The sequence below is a fragment of the Phycisphaeraceae bacterium genome (genome assembly GCA_019636555.1).
Lineage (GTDB): Bacteria > Planctomycetota > Phycisphaerae > Phycisphaerales > UBA1924 > JAFEBO01.
Genome location: JAHBXH010000001.1, coordinates 1956515 through 1971354 on the forward strand (window position 1 = coordinate 1956515; position 14840 = coordinate 1971354).

14 protein-coding genes are annotated in these 14840 nt (G+C 62.1%); 11 read left to right on the forward strand and 3 right to left on the reverse strand.

Features of this window, described 5'->3' with window-relative positions; all coding sequences use genetic code 11:
- Positions 1–40: 40 nt before the first annotated feature.
- The gene (gene ispH, locus KF691_08175) at positions 41–1081 is read right to left on the reverse strand and encodes a 4-hydroxy-3-methylbut-2-enyl diphosphate reductase (GenBank protein ID MBX3389417.1); all 1041 of its coding nucleotides are present in this window, start codon (positions 1079–1081) and stop codon (positions 41–43) included.
- Positions 1082–1178: 97 nt separating this feature from the next.
- Here ispH and hpnC point away from each other — a divergent pair, with 97 nt between their 5' ends.
- From hpnC to KF691_08230, 11 genes are all read left to right on the forward strand, one after another.
- Positions 1179–2057: a squalene synthase HpnC gene (gene hpnC / locus KF691_08180; protein ID MBX3389418.1), complete on the forward strand. Its 879-nt coding sequence runs from the start codon at positions 1179–1181 to the stop codon at positions 2055–2057.
- A 49-nt stretch (positions 2058–2106) separates the two neighbouring features.
- Positions 2107–3129 carry a squalene/phytoene synthase family protein gene (locus tag KF691_08185; GenBank protein MBX3389419.1) on the forward strand — a complete coding sequence of 341 codons (1023 nt, stop codon included), beginning with the start codon at positions 2107–2109 and terminating at the stop codon, positions 3127–3129.
- Positions 3130–3169: 40 nt separating this feature from the next.
- Positions 3170–4471 carry a hydroxysqualene dehydroxylase HpnE gene (gene hpnE / locus KF691_08190; protein ID MBX3389420.1) on the forward strand — a complete coding sequence of 434 codons (1302 nt, stop codon included), beginning with the start codon at positions 3170–3172 and terminating at the stop codon, positions 4469–4471.
- A gap of 125 nt (positions 4472–4596) precedes the next feature.
- Positions 4597–4896, forward strand: a complete 300-nt coding sequence (locus KF691_08195; GenBank protein ID MBX3389421.1) for a hypothetical protein — start codon at positions 4597–4599, stop codon at positions 4894–4896.
- A complete protein-coding gene (locus tag KF691_08200) occupies positions 4890–5471 on the forward strand; it encodes a DUF1579 family protein (GenBank protein MBX3389422.1) in 582 nt (193 codons plus the stop codon). The genes KF691_08195 and KF691_08200 overlap by 7 nt, the downstream gene beginning before the upstream one ends.
- Positions 5472–5583: 112 nt before the next feature.
- The gene (locus KF691_08205) at positions 5584–6675 is read left to right on the forward strand and encodes an endonuclease/exonuclease/phosphatase family protein (GenBank protein ID MBX3389423.1); all 1092 of its coding nucleotides are present in this window, start codon (positions 5584–5586) and stop codon (positions 6673–6675) included.
- 92 nt (positions 6676–6767) lie between these two features.
- On the forward strand, positions 6768–7214 hold the full coding sequence (locus tag KF691_08210) for a hypothetical protein (GenBank protein ID MBX3389424.1): 447 nt from the start codon (positions 6768–6770) through the stop codon (positions 7212–7214).
- Positions 7215–7578: 364 nt separating this feature from the next.
- Positions 7579–7932 (forward strand): DUF2934 domain-containing protein, encoded by a 354-nt coding sequence (locus KF691_08215; GenBank protein ID MBX3389425.1) that lies wholly within the window; start codon positions 7579–7581, stop codon positions 7930–7932.
- A gap of 333 nt (positions 7933–8265) precedes the next feature.
- Positions 8266–8697, forward strand: coding sequence for an OsmC family protein (locus tag KF691_08220; GenBank protein ID MBX3389426.1), 432 nt, complete (start codon positions 8266–8268; stop codon positions 8695–8697).
- 85 nt (positions 8698–8782) lie between these two features.
- Positions 8783–9073: a hypothetical protein gene (locus tag KF691_08225; GenBank protein MBX3389427.1), complete on the forward strand. Its 291-nt coding sequence runs from the start codon at positions 8783–8785 to the stop codon at positions 9071–9073.
- Between the two features lie 67 nt (positions 9074–9140).
- Positions 9141–10244 (forward strand): D-2-hydroxyacid dehydrogenase, encoded by a 1104-nt coding sequence (locus tag KF691_08230; protein MBX3389428.1) that lies wholly within the window; start codon positions 9141–9143, stop codon positions 10242–10244.
- Positions 10245–10471: 227 nt separating this feature from the next.
- On the opposite strand, the gene KF691_08235 is transcribed toward KF691_08230, so the two are convergent.
- Entirely contained in the window at positions 10472–13945 is a 3474-nt protein-coding gene (locus tag KF691_08235) for a protein kinase (protein MBX3389429.1), read from the reverse strand.
- Positions 13942–14622, reverse strand: a complete 681-nt coding sequence (locus KF691_08240; protein MBX3389430.1) for a sigma-70 family RNA polymerase sigma factor — start codon at positions 14620–14622, stop codon at positions 13942–13944. Before KF691_08240 ends, KF691_08235 begins: the two co-directional genes overlap by 4 nt.
- Positions 14623–14840: the final 218 nt, after the last annotated feature.

Sequence of the window (14840 nt, forward strand, 5' to 3'; positions counted from 1 at the left end):
ATGTGCACTGGCGACGCGTATCTGCGTGCTTTCATGTATTCTACTTGGCCCTTGCGCTGACCGTTAGCGCGACCGCACCGTACGTCGCCAGAGTAATGATCGGTGCGCCGACACGGATGCGTGAGTCATCGAGGTCGACGCCCTTTGCCTTTCCGAGCTTCCGGAGCGAAAGCGGAAGGCCGAATTCCACGTCTTCGTTGACGATCTCACGCTGCTCGAGCTCTCCTCCGAAACGCTGCAGCAGTTCGCGGCAGAGTCCGGCCACGAGGTCCTCGGGCGCCGACGCGCCCGCGGTGATCATGACAGTCTCGTCACCCTTGAACCACTTCCAATCGACCTCGGTGACATCATCGATGAGCCGCGCCGGCGTTCCCACGTTCTGGGCGATTTCGGTCAAACGCACGGAGTTCGATGAGTTCTTCGATCCGACTACGAGCACGATATCGCACTCCGGCGCGATCTGACGCACCGCCTGCTGGCGGTTCGTCGTTGCGTAGCAGATGTCCGAACTCGGCGGCTCTTTCAGATTCGGGAAGCGCTGTCTGAGCGCCGAGATGATGACCCCGGCATCATCGGTCGAAAGAGTGGTCTGTGTCAGATACACGAGCTTGTTCTCGTCACGCACTCTCAGCGTCGCGACCTGTTCGACGCTCTCGACGACCGTCACCGCTTCCGGCGCTTCGCCCCTTGTGCCCACGACTTCCTGGTGATTCGCATGCCCCACGAGCAGAATCTCGAATCCCTGGCGTGCATAACGGATGCATTCCGAGTGCACCTTGGTCACCAGGGGGCACGTGGCGTCAATTGTTTGAAGTCGCCGGTTTCGCGCATACTCCCGTACTTCGGGAGATACTCCGTGGGCGGAAAAAACGAGGATGCTTCCCGATGGCACTTCAGCCAGATCTTCCACGAAGACCACGCCCTGTTGCTGAAACCGATTGACGACGTGCCTGTTGTGGACGATCTCGTGAAAGACGTAGACCTTCTCGCCGGGCAAAAGCGAGATCGTTTGGCTGACGACGTCCACAGCCATCTGGACGCCGGCGCAAAAGCCGCGGGGATTGGCAAGAATCAGTTTCACCGTTCGCTCCGTGCTGACCGTTCATGGTAGGTTTCAACGCTTGCATCAAACCGGCGCCCCAACTTCCGTCGCAGTCGACTGCACCGATCACACTCTTGTGCTCCCACCCTCGGCGGCTTCGAGCGATCAGGAGAACTTCTCGGTTCTCAGCCCTCTGGTTCCGTGCGACCTGCGACCTCACTTTGCCACCGTCTACGACTACTGCCGATTGATCGACGATCTTGCCGATGCGCAGGGAGTCGGCGAAATGGCGCGTTCGCGGGCGCTCAAACTCCTCGAACTGGCGCGACAGGAATTGCGTCTTGCGGTTCGAGGCGATTCGCATCACCCGGTTTTTCAGAAGCTGGGCGAGACGATGAGAGCAAAGAATCTTCCCGTCGGTCCATTTGAAGACCTCATCCTCGCCTTCGAACAGGACCAGCGCGTCACCCGATACGAGACCTGGGATCAACTTCTGGATTACTGCACGCGCAGCGCGAACCCGGTGGGACGCATCGTGCTGATGCTCGATGGATTTATTCCCGATCGGGAGCCGGAGCTCTTTTACCTGTCCGATCGTATTTGCACCGCGCTTCAGCTCACCAACTTCTGGCAGGATGTGCGACGCGATCTGGTCGAACGCGATCGAATCTATCTTCCGCTCCACGATATTCACCGCTCGGAAGCCGAAATACGCGAATGGATGAGTCGCCCGAAAGACCCCGAAGCGCGCGTGCCTTTCATCCTTGCTCTTCGTCAGCTCGTCGAGCGCACGGACATTCTCTACGTTGAGGGCGGACAGATCGTCGGACACCTGAATCGCCGTCTCGGCCCCGTGGTGTACCTCTTTCATCACGGCGGCCGCGAGACCCTCCGGCTGATTCTGCGCACGGGATGCACCACGCTGTGGGAGCGGCCAAGGCTTTCCAAAGTGGACAAGGCGGTCCTGATTTTGCGGGCGCTTGCGCTTCGCTCCCTGCGGCGATGGCGGGAATGATGGGCAAGCCTTGTTCGCCGCCGCGGGAATCTGCGATACTCTCCCGCGAATGTCCCGTCTGGATCAATCCATCCCGGAACGGCTGAGCCGAACGACGTCCGCGCCCGGGCCGGTCCGGCGGTCGATGGAAGTCTGCCGCGAGATCACGCGCAAGCGTGCCGCTTCGTTCTACCGCGCCATTCGGCTTACGCCGGAAAAGCGCCGGGGCGAGATGTACGCGCTCTACGCCTGGAGCAGGCTCGCTGACGACATCGCGGACGATTCGCCGGATGCCGGCGCGGCGCGGAGCGGACTGGATCGATTCGCCAAATTCACCAAAGAAGCATTCGCGAATTGTCCGGCCGGAGACGACACCACAATCTGGCCGGCGGTCACGTGGACATTTCGAACCTGCGCAATCAGGCCCCGCTGGTCCGAGGATTTGATCGAGGGAATGCGGAGAGAAGTCGGCGAGAGCGGCGGCGATTTTGCAATAGAGTCAATCGAACAGTTCGAAGACTACTGCTACCGCGTCGCCGGAACCGTGGGGCTCATGTGCATCAGCGTGTGGGGGCTCAAAAAGGGCGTGAATTTCGACGACATCGTGCCGCTTTCAAAGGCTCGGGGGCGGGCGCTCCAGACCATCAACGTGCTCCGCGATTTCGCCTCTGACTTTGATCGCTCACCCAAGCGCGTGTATTTTCCTGCGGATGTTCTCGGCAAGTGCGGGCTGATCGCGGACGGACTGCGCCAATGGCGTGATCCCGTTCGGTGCGAGGCGGCTGTCCGAGAGTTGACAGGCTTTGCGCGCCGCAGTCTGAATGAATCGGCGCCGCTCGCCGACAAGGTGGACCCGAGCTGTTTCGCCGTGCTCGACGGATTGACCAGGGTGTATTCGGCTCTGCTCGACCGGATCGAGAAAAAGCCGAAGCTTGTGATCGCGGCGCGACCGGTGCATCTGTCGCTCCCGATGAAATCGTGGATCGCGGCGAGCTCGTACGCCAGAGGATGGAGCCGGCAACTGAGCGCCGCCGCAGAAGCTCGAAAGTCTTCCATCGAAAACGCCGTTCGGGCGAAGGCGGCGAAGAAGTGAGCGTTCGAGCGGCTCACGTGAATACAGCGCGGAGCACTCGTTGAGCGTTCGTGTGCTCATTCTCGGTGGGGGAATCGCCGGAATCGCCGCGTCGCTCGAGCTTTGCTCGGCGGGCGCTCGCGTCACGCTCATCGAATCGCGAGATCGACTCGGAGGCCGGGCTTCATCTTTCTTTGACGCAAAGTCCGGTCTCTGGCTCGACAACTGCCAGCACGTGACGCTCGGATGCTGCGAAGCATATCTACGTCTGTGCGGGCTGCTCGGAGTTTCGCATCTCATCCGGTGGGACGATCACCAGTATTGGGTTGAAGAAGGCGGCCGCACCTCCGTTCTCAAGCCCGCGGCGCTTCCGCCTCCGCTTCACGGGCTTCCGGCGTTCGCTCGGGCGAAGTTTCTCACGCTCGCGGAGAAATCGCGCATCGCGGCGGGTCTTGCACAAATTCGGTTTCTCAATCGCACCGATCATGAAGCCCGAACATTTGCAGACCTGCTCGAAGATCTTGGGCAGCACGAATCAGATCGTCTCAAGTTCTGGGATCCGATCGTCATCAGCGCCTGCAACCTGACGCCGCAACGGGTCTCGGCACTGCCGGCAATCCAGGTCTTTCAGCAGGCGTTTCTGGCCGGAGCCCGACCTTCGCGCATCGGCATCATGACGGTTCCGCTGGGGCAGATTTACGACCGCGCGCGCGGAGCGATCGCCGATTCCGGCGGAACTTTGCTGCTCGGAGAGTCGGTCGCGCGTTTCGACGGCCGAAGGGCGACGCTCGCGAGCGGACACACTTTGGAGGCCGACGCGGTTCTTTGCGCGCTGCCGTTTGAAAAAGCGGTTCTGCTGGCGGATGACGCGATCAGGCGACGCGACGCCCGATTCGAAGGCATGCAACGCATGAAGCACAGCCCGATCCTCGGAGTTCACCTGTTCTTTGATCGCCCCGTTCTGCGCGTACCGCACGCCGTGCTCGTCGGGGCCCAAACGCAATGGCTTTTCCGCAAGGACGAGGACGGGCGGAAGGTGCATGCGGTCGTCAGTGCCGCCGACGAATGGATGGGGCTCGATCAGGATGAGATTGTCGGGCGAGTGCTTCGTGATCTGCTCGCCCGTTTTCCCGAGGCCGCCGATGCGAAGCTCGAACTCGCGCGCCCCGTAAAGGAACGGCGGGCAACATTTGCCTTTACTCCCGGGTTTGAACCCCTGCGCCCCGAACCCCTGGCAGCTGTGAGCGAATCACCGGTGTTGGCCGGTGATTACACGCGCACGGATTGGCCAGCGACGATGGAAGGAGCTGCGCGGAGCGGATTCGCCGCGGCGAAAGCGACGCTGCAACTCGTGCGCCGGTAGGCAGTCTTCGATGCGGGCCGCCAATCGCGACAATCCCAGTCTGCTGCTTCTATCGGGAGGCTGGTATAGTGCGCACGAAGTCGGACGCGTCCGGAGCGCCAGACGGAAACCTTGGGAGTATGGCCATGGCAAGGAAACGTGAATCGAGTCAATCTCTACTTCGAGCCTGGATCGGTTGTTGCGTGGTGGTCGCCTTCGCAGCCGGTGCGGGCGGCTGCAACAATGCGGGTCAAGGCGCAGTTTCTGGTGGCGCGATCGGCGCCTTGGGAGGCTTGGCGATCGGTTCTCTGAGCGGCAACGCGGGTGCAGGTGCCGCGATTGGTGCCGTTTCGGGTGCGATTGTCGGCGGTGTGATCGGCGATCAGAATCGGCGCGCTCAACAGAGCCAGCAGAACATGCGATACGGAGGGTCTTCGCAATGGTGAAAGTGAATTCCGGCGTGATTCGCGCCAGTGTGGGAATTGCTGCGATTGTCTCGCTCTTTGCTCAGTGGGGCTGTCAGGCAGGATCCTGCTGTGCGACGAATCGGTCCGTGACGACCGAGCGTGCCGATGCGGATCGCGGACAACTCGCCAAACTGGTGGGTGCTTGGAGATTTGAAGGTTCCTGGTCCGGGGAAGACGGCCAGAAACACAGCGTGCAGGGTCGTGCCGCGGGAGTGCTCGTCAACAACTTCTTCGTCCTGTTGGATGTCCAGACAACGTCGGGCGAACTCGCGGGGCAAACCAGCCGCCAAGAAGGCTCGCTCTTGTTTGCCTCCGAACCCGGAAAGGGTTTGACAGTCACCGCCTGGGGTGACGCATCGCCTTCAATCACGCACCTGATTGGTCATTCGGAAGAGGGCGGAAAAGTGCTGACGTATCTGCCCGCGAGCGGTCCGAGCAACGCGGTCGCGGTCGTTGTGCGCTTTGAGGGCGATAATCACTTCTCGACCGAGATCAGCGCCGGCTCCGGTGGTAAGGGCGTGGCCGAGTACACGTTTACCCGGGCGACAGAGTAATCAATTCCTCCGGCACAGAGTCCAACGCCCGCACCGTACTTTCGGCGCGGGTTGTTTTTTTCAGCGCTCGTTGATCCAGGTCGTACGATGAGCGTCAGCAATGGAGACTCCCATGAGAATTGCCACACCGCTCGCCGCTCTCTTGTTCGCCGCAGCTTGTTTCGCCCAATCTGCTCCATCAATCGAGAAAACGGCGCCGTCCGTTCCCGCAACGAAGCAGGTCGATCGAACGACGGTGCGATTCGGCGAAAAGACCGCGAGACCACGCACGAGTGGTCAGGTGCGGATCGCAACGTACAACGCCATGAACCTGTTCGATTCGGATCCGGTGACCCGCACGCACAACGAGGGCGACCCGGCTCCCATCAAGCCGCAGGAGGAGCGCGAGGCAATCGCCGCGGGGATTCGCGCCGTCGACGCGGACGTTGTTGCGATGGAGGAAGTGGAGTCGCTGGCCGTGTTGAAGGAGTTTCGGGACAAGTACCTTCAGGATCTGGGCTACAAGTACGCCGAGCTTGTCGAGTCCGAAGATCCGCGCGGCATCGACAATGCGGTGCTCTCGCGCTTTCCGATCGTGAAAACGGAGGCGTACAACGCTCGCAAGATCGGCGGCAAGCACCCCGCCCGCGACGGAAGCCGTCCGAATCCGCTCGCCGGCGAGGACATCAAGTTCCGTCGGACGCCGCTTCGCGTGGATGTCCAGATTCCTTCGGCTGCTTTCAATCTGAAAGGCGGAGAGGATGAGACGTTGACGCTGCTGGTGGTGCACCACAAGTCCGGCCGGGGTTCCGACTACTGGCGAATCGCCGAAGCAAAGGGCGTGGTCGACATCGTCAAGGAAATCGAAGCGGCGAATCCTGGTGCATTGATCGCCGTGCTGGGAGATTTCAACGGCATGGTGACGGATCCGAACGGGAAGATTTACACCGACGCCGGCCTGTTCGATGTCTTCAGCGGCCGCGACTCCGCCGATCCTCGCAACATCTCGCACGAGTCCGGTCGCAGAATCGATCTGATTTTTCTCAATCAGAATTTGCGCAAACAGTTCGTGAATGATTCCGCTTTCATCTACGGCATGCCCGCTCGCCCGGAGGGCGCTGATTGGCGGACGACGCTGCCTCCCGAGGGTTACGCGTCGGATCACTATCCGGTCGCCATCGATATCGATCGCAAAGGAAATCCGCCATCTCAGAATCCGAAGTAGCGGAAGCGGGTGCGAGTGGTAAACTCTCAGTACCCCGCTGGAACGCGGCATATCGGGGGGCACCAGTGCCGTACGCCGCCAAGGAGTCTTCCATGAAACACCTGATTGCCACGTCTTTGTGCGCTGCACTTGCGATCGGGCTATGTGCTTGCGGAGAAGAAGGTGACAAGGCCGCTGCGAAGGCCAAGGAAGTGACCAATTCCGCCGCGAATGCCGCGAAGGATGTTGCCTCTTCGGCATCGGAAAAGGTTTCCGAATTGCAGTCGGCAGCCGTCACGAACGCCACCGACATGTACAACGCGGCGAAGGCGAAAGTGGACGAACTCGCCTCAAGAGTCGATTCCCAGGCCGAACCCCTCAAGTCCTCCCTGAAGAGCGGGGTCGAGAGCGCCAAATCGCAACTCGCGAGTGTGGAGAAAAAGCTCGGCGAATTGAAGACCGCCGCCGCGGATAAATGGAGTGACCTCAGCGCGGAGCTCACCGAACAAATCGGGAAGCTCAATTCCAGCGTCAGCGATTTGATGAGCAAACTCAAGTAGGCGACAGCGAGGATGCTAATTCACCCAAACCGGGCGATGCCGCCCGGTTTTTTTGTTTGAGTAGTTCGACAATGCTGTCGGGAGTGCAGCCGATTGGTGCCGCGCGATCGATTTCAGTTCGAACTCATTCTGGCTTCATGGAAATCGGATATTCCATGATTTCTCGCGCACCGAAGCTTGAGATCGCGTCATCAAATGGCGGGTCAATGCTCGCGGCGCGCTGCGATGCACGACAAAAGCCGAGTTGCGGAGCAAGAGAGACTGGCGGAGGACACTGTTCGGGAGAGGCGGGAGCGGCCCCGCGTTGTGGCCGTATTCGACGGGGTGCTCGGAGCTGGTCTAGGGACCTGGTCAAGGAGGATCTATGGCGACGAATATCGTTCATAACACCGAAACATCCGCACGACAGGCATCATCCACGGCGGGTAGCCGCACCCAGATTGGGGCTTCTAGTGCCGAGATCACGCCTGAGCGGATTCAGGAGAGGGCCTATTTTATTTTCCTCTCGCGCGCGGGAGGCTCGGGGAGCGCAGAATCGGATTGGGTGCAGGCAGAGAAGGAGCTGCAGGCCGAGGGATTGCGCAGGTCACCCAATCCGCAGGATCGAGCCGGACGATCGCTTCCGCGGACACCGGCCGCAGCTCCTTCTGGTGCGGGCAACGCCGCATTTGCGGCGGGTTCGAGCGGGCGGAATCCGGTGTTGTTCAGCGGGGGCTGAAGGCCTCGTCGGGTGCCGGTTTTGAGCTCCGCAGCTCTCGCGCTTGCTCTCGCTCAATAGCAGGAGCAAAGCATGTCGCACGTTTCAGAGAGTCAAGAAGTCTCTGGCATTCTCGCGCTCCGCGGGCACCACAATTTGAACGCGCGAGCGCCCGTTTCTGAGTCAGGATCAACCGCGCACAGCAAATTGAGCCGAGCTGTGTCGCCTCAGCCTCGTTGATGTCGGACAGATTCAGACTTCCTTAGGCGCCGCGTGCGCCGCCTCGGCGGCGCTAGGCTACAAGTCGGCGCGATCGGTGCGCCGATGAGCAGAACATTCACCGGAGGGCTGACGATGGCGACAATCAAACGAACAGCGCAGGCGCAGTGGAACGGTTCGATCAAGGACGGGGCGGGCACGCTTTCAGCTCCGGGGGGCGCACTCAAGAACACACCCTATTCATTCGCTTCCAGATTTGAGAGCGCCAACGGAACCAATCCCGAAGAACTGATCGCCGCGGCGCACGCCGGATGCTTCACCATGGCGCTCACGTTCATCATGTCGAACGCGGGGATCACTCCGACCAAGCTCGCGACGAACGCGACTCTCTCGATGGAGCAGGCGGGCGGCGGCTGGCAGATTGCCGCAATCCATCTCGATGTGACCGGAACCGTTCCGGGGATCGACGCGGCAAAGTTCCAGCAACTTGCGACCGAAGCCAAGACGAACTGCCCCGTGAGCAAGGTGCTCAACGCGAAGATTTCGATGGAAGCAAAGCTCGGGTAGAACATTTTCGCCCTGCGCGACGGAATCAAAAGCACCGGTCCGCAGACCGGCGGCTATTTTCTGTTGCTCGAAATTGGGAGTAGACATGAACAGCGCCAACGACGAGGTCACGGTTTTGCAGAAAAGACTGCTCTTCTGGAAGCGCAGCGCGATCGGGTGCGTCACCGGCGCGCTCGCTCTGGGGATCTTCGGGCTCCAGAACCACTTTGAAAGAAAAGTCATCGGCGTCAGCGGGGGCGACAGCTACATCTATCGTGTCTACGACGACGGCTCGATTGACTTCATCCAGGCCGACAATCAGGTCAAGAGCGCGAAAGGAATCCCGGGTTGGCAGGCAATCCCGATCGATCCGTCCCTGAAGCGTCAGAGCCGGTAGGCTTCGAGGGAGAATCGCCGCTGGGTTTTCTTCGGCCATTTGGCCATGACTGTCCGGAGCCCACGCAATGAAGTATCTCTGCTGCCTCGTCTTTGGGATTTGCGCGGGCATCGCGCTCGGTCAGCAGCCGACCGCAGAGGAGTTTGGTTCGACACGAAACGCTCGGGTCGCGTTCGCGATGCCGGCCGGCGATCAGGCGGAGCGAACACAACTGACGGTTCTCATGGGCCGTCTGCCGCCGGCGCAGATCGAGGCGTTCGAACGGCTCGCGCCCAACGTTCGGTTCATCAGCGGGCTGAACAGACAAACGGCCCTCGAGCACGCGGGCGAGGCGCACGGTGTCGCGGCGCACTTGCTGACACCCGAATTTCTCGAGAAGTCTCCCAAGCTGGTCTGGGTCATCAGTTTTTCGGCAGGTGTTGACCGCTATGTGCAGCTGGAAGGAATCGACAAAGAACGGATCGTGATGACGAACAGCCGCGCCGTGCACGGACCTGCAATCGCGGATCATGTCTTTGCGATGCTCCTGATGATCTCGCGCGATCTCGCCACGTACGCGAGGCATCAGGAGCAGCAGAAGTGGAGCGATCGCCCGGACGACACGGAGTTCCGCCCGTTCGCCCTCCAGGGAAAAACGATGCTTGTCGTCGGACTCGGCGGCATCGGCAGCGAAGTCGCAAAGCGGGCGGACGGATTCGGCATGCGCGTGATCGCGATGCGCCGCTCTGACGCTCCCTCGCCGGCATTTGTCGAAAGAGTTGGAAAACCGCAGGACCTGGCGGCCATGCTTCCCGAAGCGGACGTCGTCACGATCTGCGCCCCGCTCACAAAGGAGACCGAAAAGCTATTCAACGCCGAATTACTCGCGAAGGTGAAGCGCGGCGCGATTCTCATCAATATCGCCCGAGGCAAGATCGTCGACACCGATGCGTTGCTCGGGGCGCTCCGCAGCGGCGTGCTCGCCGGAGCGTGCCTCGACGTCACCGACCCCGAACCGCTCCCTTCATCGCACCCGCTCTGGAAACAGCCGCGCGTTGTGATCACGCCGCACGTCGCCGCCGACTCGGACCTGACCGACGAACGGGAGTGGGGGCTTGTGCAGGAGAACGTCCGTCGCTTTGGAGCGGGTGAGCCGCTGCTCAACGTCGTCGATGTGAAATCCGGGTACTGAGCTTGCGTCCGCAACGCCCGGCAGCCGTGAAAAAAAAGATCGGCGCCCACTCGCGGGGGCGCCGATCGTGTGTGCCGCATGCTCCTTCCCTTGAACGGACGGGCGGCATGCCGGATCGGTGGTGCGTTCCGATTGGAGAAGCGAATTCCTCGCCGCCGCCCTGCAGAGATTTCCCGCGACGGCTCAAAATCGCCGAAATCGTCGCGGGACTCTGCAAGGTCGTCTGCTCACGCGCCCGTCCGGCTGCGATCGTTCAGACGCTTCATCAGTTCCAGGATGTCATCCATCGGCAGGTCCGGCGGCAGTTCAGACCGGTGTCGGTCGAGCTGATACTGCATGTTGCCCCCCATGTGCCGGTTGAAGTAGCGCATGTTCCAGACCTGAACATTCCCGACCGAGTCGCCCACAAGGAGTTTGCGACCGTCCGGGCTCCATTGCAGGCTGTTGACCTCCCAGCTGGAGAATCGATCGATGGTGAGCATGCAGGGCTCGTTCATGTGAGTCATATCCCAGAGCCGCAGCGTCCCGTCGGTGCTGGTCGTTGCGAAGATCATGGGCTCGCGCTTGCGAATGGCGATATCCGTTGGCAACCCCCCGTGACCCGTAAAGGACTGGAGAAACTTGCACGTCGCGACGTCCCACAATTCGGCCCGCTTGTTCCAACTGGTCAGAAGAATCTTCGTCGAATCCGGCGTAAATTCCATCGACCACGGTTGAGGGGCGATCCCGCCCGGACGCATCGCTCCGATCGGTTTCCAATCGCCCACGCTCCAGAGCCGCAGCGCGCGATCGCGGTCGTTGGTCGCCAGCACTTTGCCATCAGGAGAAAAACGAGCGCTCAGCGCCTCTTCGCGTCCTGCCGTCGGGATCCTGTGGATCTCGGTGCATTCCGGAAATCGCAGGACGCGATGGCATTCGTCGTGATACGGCAGCACGAGCAAGTCGCCTGAGGGCGAGAAGTCGATCGACCGGGGTGAGAGCGCAAACGCGCCCCGCAACACAACCGAAGGTTCCGGGTTCGGCGAGTTCAAGTCGTAGACACGCGCGCTCGTGTCTTCACCCGCTACGACGAGATAGCGAGACGTCCTGTCAAACCTGATCGCGCGCACGCGGGCCGAACTCCCGGTGAGCGTGCGGGCCAGCGACATCGTTGAAGCATCGAAGACGCGAACCGCCCCTTGCGAGTCTCCGGACGCAATGAACTTCGAGTCCGGGCTCCACGCCGCGACCGCTCTTCCCGCGTGGCCGGGGATCAGCTCCAACCCGGGGGTGGACGAGAAATCCCAGACGCGGATCGTGTCATCGACCGTGGTCCAGAGCTCTTTACCGCCGGCGAGCAGTGCCGCTCCCGTGCACGACTCGGGGCAGGAATAGGACCTCAGCTTGCGCTCGCGGCGCCAATCCCACACGTTCATGGTCCACCAGCCGCCTGCAACGAGTCGGGAGCCATCCGCCGTGAAATTGAGCGAGCGGACTGTTCCGTTTGGCGCGTCAAGGCTGGCAAGACCCTCGGATGTCTCGGGAGCCCACACCCTCACCGTGCGATCTCCTCCTCCCGATGCGAGCACCGATCCGTCCGGGCTGAACGCAATCACATTCGCCGGCATCGTGTGGCCCCGAAAAATCTGGATCGACTCCGGAATCCCCGCGTCGTCCCACGAAAAAAGCCGCACGGTCGAATCGCCCGCGGCAATCGCAAATCGCTTCCCGTCCGGAGACCACGCGACCTGGTTCACCCCCGTTTCGATCCGCAGAAGGGTCCGACGGACATCCAGCGTCGAGGGATCGAGCTCGAGGACTCTCCCGTCGCCCAGCCCGGCGAGCAACACGGAATCATCCGGCGAAAATTCAAGCCCGCGCACGAACCGATCGCCAAACTTCACCGACTTCGTCGTCGAACCATCCGTCCCATCCACCAGCAGGATGCGACCGTCCTCGTACCCGATCGCGATGCGCTTCCCCGTTCGATCGATCGCCAGCCCGCGTGACGTCGAATCCAGCGAGGTCGAAAACGGAATCGAAATGTCTCGGACCGCCGTTCGCGTGGAGACATCCCAGAGTTTGAGCGGCGGATCGCTCTCCGCGCCGGTGACCACGAACCTCCCGTTGCCCGACGCCGCCATCCCCCAGATCGTCGACGAGTGCGCTCGCACTGTCGCGAGGCAGGGTTCGTGCATGTAGAGTTCCCAGAGCGCGAAAAAAGTGTGCCGGGAATTAGGTTCGCGCAGGTGAGCCGGCCAGATCAGGTCCTCCGCCGCGAGCAGGTTTCCCGCGATGCCGAGCAGGCGCCCGCGCTCCACGTTCGATCGCGCCAGCTGCACCGCGAGCGATTCCGATGTCGCGTCCGCGCGCTTGCGCTCTGTTTCCGCCTGCTTGAGCGCGCTCAGCGCCTCGTTCTTTGCGAGCGCCTCGGTCGCCGCCAGCCGCGACGCGCGGAAGGCCTGAATCCCGGCGAACACGCCGAGGCAGACCACGATGAGCAGGAAAAATGCGACGGTGGAGACGATTCCGCGATACCGCCGGAGCTGCTTCCGCAGGACGTACATCGCCGAATCGCGCCGCGCCGAGATCGCCTGCCCGGCGAGGTACCGCGCGATGTCATCTCCCAGGTCGCTTGCCGACTGATACCGGCGCGTCCGGTCCTTGGCGAGCGCCTTCGAAACGATCATCTCGACATCGCCGCGAAAATAGCGATCGATCGTGCTGAGTCTCGTCGGCTCTTCATCCCGGATAATCCGCGCTGCCTCGGGCAATGAGCGGCTCGCGAGGTCGTACGGTAGTTTCCCCGCGAGCAGTTCATAGATAATGACTCCCACGGCGTACACGTCGGATCGCGTATCGACCGCCGCCGGATCTCCGCTGACCTGCTCGGGCGACATGTAAGGCAGCGTGCCGATCAGCGCTCCGACCGCCGTGTGCTCGCTGGTCAATTGGAGATCCGAATCGGTGGTTCGCGCAACGCCGAAGTCGAGTACCTTCGGTCGCCCCGATTCATCCACGAGGATGTTCGCGGGCTTGAGATCGCGGTGGATGACGCCGTTGCGGTGCGCGTGCTGAACCGCCTCGCAAATACGTTCGACCAGTACAAGCTTCTCCCGGTTCCCGAGATTGTGCTTCGCCGCGTACGCGAGCAGCGGATCGCCCCGGACCAACTCCATCGCGATGTACGGGTGGGTCACGCCATCGACGGCATACGTCCCCGCTTCGAAAATCTGCGCGATCCCCGGATGGTGCAGCCGCCCCAGCAATTCCGCCTCGTGCTCGAAGCGCCGCAGAATCCGTTGCGCCGAGAGTGAATGCGGATCGCCCAGCACGCGCCGCATCACCTTGAGCGCCACCGTGCGCTTCGGGCGTTCCTGCTGAGCGACATACACCACGCCCATCCCGCCGCTTCCGAGCACCCCGAGAATCTGAAAAGTTCCGATCTTCTTGTCCGGCGGCAAGAGCGGCTCGGCATCCGAAAGCGCGCTCGCGCCGAGCTGGGTCAGCAGCCCTCGTCCCGGCGCCGCCTTCGAATCCAGAAACCCGCCCACGCCCGAATGGTGCTGCAGCAGCGATTCGACCTCGCGGCGCAGCTCCTCATCGCCTCCGCACACCCCATCCAGAAACGCCGGGCGTTCCAGCGCCGGGAGTTCCGTCGCGCGCAGAAAAATGTCCTCGAGTCGCTGCGGAGGTGTGCGTTGGCCCGGCGCGGTGCTCACTCTTCCGAATCCGAAGTGTCGGCGCCCGCGACCTGGCGCTTCAGCCACGCGCGGGCGAACGTCCAGTCATTCTTCACCGTCGCGGGCGACACTCCCAGCGCGTCCGCGGTTTCTTCGATCGACAAGCCCGCGAAATACCGCAGCATGACGACGTCGTACTTGCGCCGATCGTGCTTCTCAAGTCCCTTCAATGCATCATCGAGCGCCAGCATCTCCTCCGCCGGCGGCTCGCTCGCGAGCACCGGAGAGATGTCCGCCATCTCGATGTCCGCACGCTGCAACCCGCCGCCGTGCTTGAGCCGCTTGCGGTGACGGGCACGCTCGACCAGAATCCGGCGCATCGCCAGTGCCGCGGCACCAAAGAAGTGCCCGCGCCCGTTCCAGCGCACCTCGTGATCACCGAGCAGGCGGAGGTACGCTTCGTGTACAAGCGCCGTCGGTTGGAGCGTCATCCCAGCGCCGCGCTTGGGTTCGCGCGCCATGCGCACCTGCGCGAGCCGCCGAAGTTCTTCGTACACCAAGGGCAATAGATCGCGCGCAGCCTGCGAATCTCCGCCCGCCGCCGCAACGAGCAACTGCGTCACCTGCGCCGCAGCCGGAGAGGGCGGGGGCGTCGCAACGTGGGTCGCCGTTGTCGGCTTGTCGCCTGGTTTGGGTGGCGCGGGCCTGTGATCCATCAAAGCTCCCCGGATTTGCCGCGGCGCGGGCCGTGGCGAGAACAAATATGCCAGCATCCCAAGTGTGACCGGCGGAGCCCCGAGTTGCAAGGCTTTGGCTTCATCTACGCATCGGATACCGGAAAGGAGCGGCCCAGGCCCGAGAAAGCAGCCGGAATCAGGCGAATGTCTCCGAATCGCACCGCCATTGCGAACACGTCTCTGCCCGCGCATTACCT

Coding starts and splice junctions, on each gene's coding strand:
- KF691_08185 (MBX3389419.1), top strand. CDS start 2,107: ATGTCCCGTCTGGATCAATCCATCCCGGAACGGCTGAGCCGAACGACG.
- KF691_08195 (MBX3389421.1), top strand. CDS start 4,597: ATGGCAAGGAAACGTGAATCGAGTCAATCTCTACTTCGAGCCTGGATC.
- KF691_08200 (MBX3389422.1), top strand. CDS start 4,890: ATGGTGAAAGTGAATTCCGGCGTGATTCGCGCCAGTGTGGGAATTGCT.
- KF691_08205 (MBX3389423.1), top strand. CDS start 5,584: ATGAGAATTGCCACACCGCTCGCCGCTCTCTTGTTCGCCGCAGCTTGT.
- KF691_08210 (MBX3389424.1), top strand. CDS start 6,768: ATGAAACACCTGATTGCCACGTCTTTGTGCGCTGCACTTGCGATCGGG.
- KF691_08215 (MBX3389425.1), top strand. CDS start 7,579: ATGGCGACGAATATCGTTCATAACACCGAAACATCCGCACGACAGGCA.
- KF691_08220 (MBX3389426.1), top strand. CDS start 8,266: ATGGCGACAATCAAACGAACAGCGCAGGCGCAGTGGAACGGTTCGATC.
- KF691_08225 (MBX3389427.1), top strand. CDS start 8,783: ATGAACAGCGCCAACGACGAGGTCACGGTTTTGCAGAAAAGACTGCTC.
- KF691_08230 (MBX3389428.1), top strand. CDS start 9,141: ATGAAGTATCTCTGCTGCCTCGTCTTTGGGATTTGCGCGGGCATCGCG.
- KF691_08240 (MBX3389430.1), bottom strand. CDS start 14,622: ATGGATCACAGGCCCGCGCCACCCAAACCAGGCGACAAGCCGACAACG.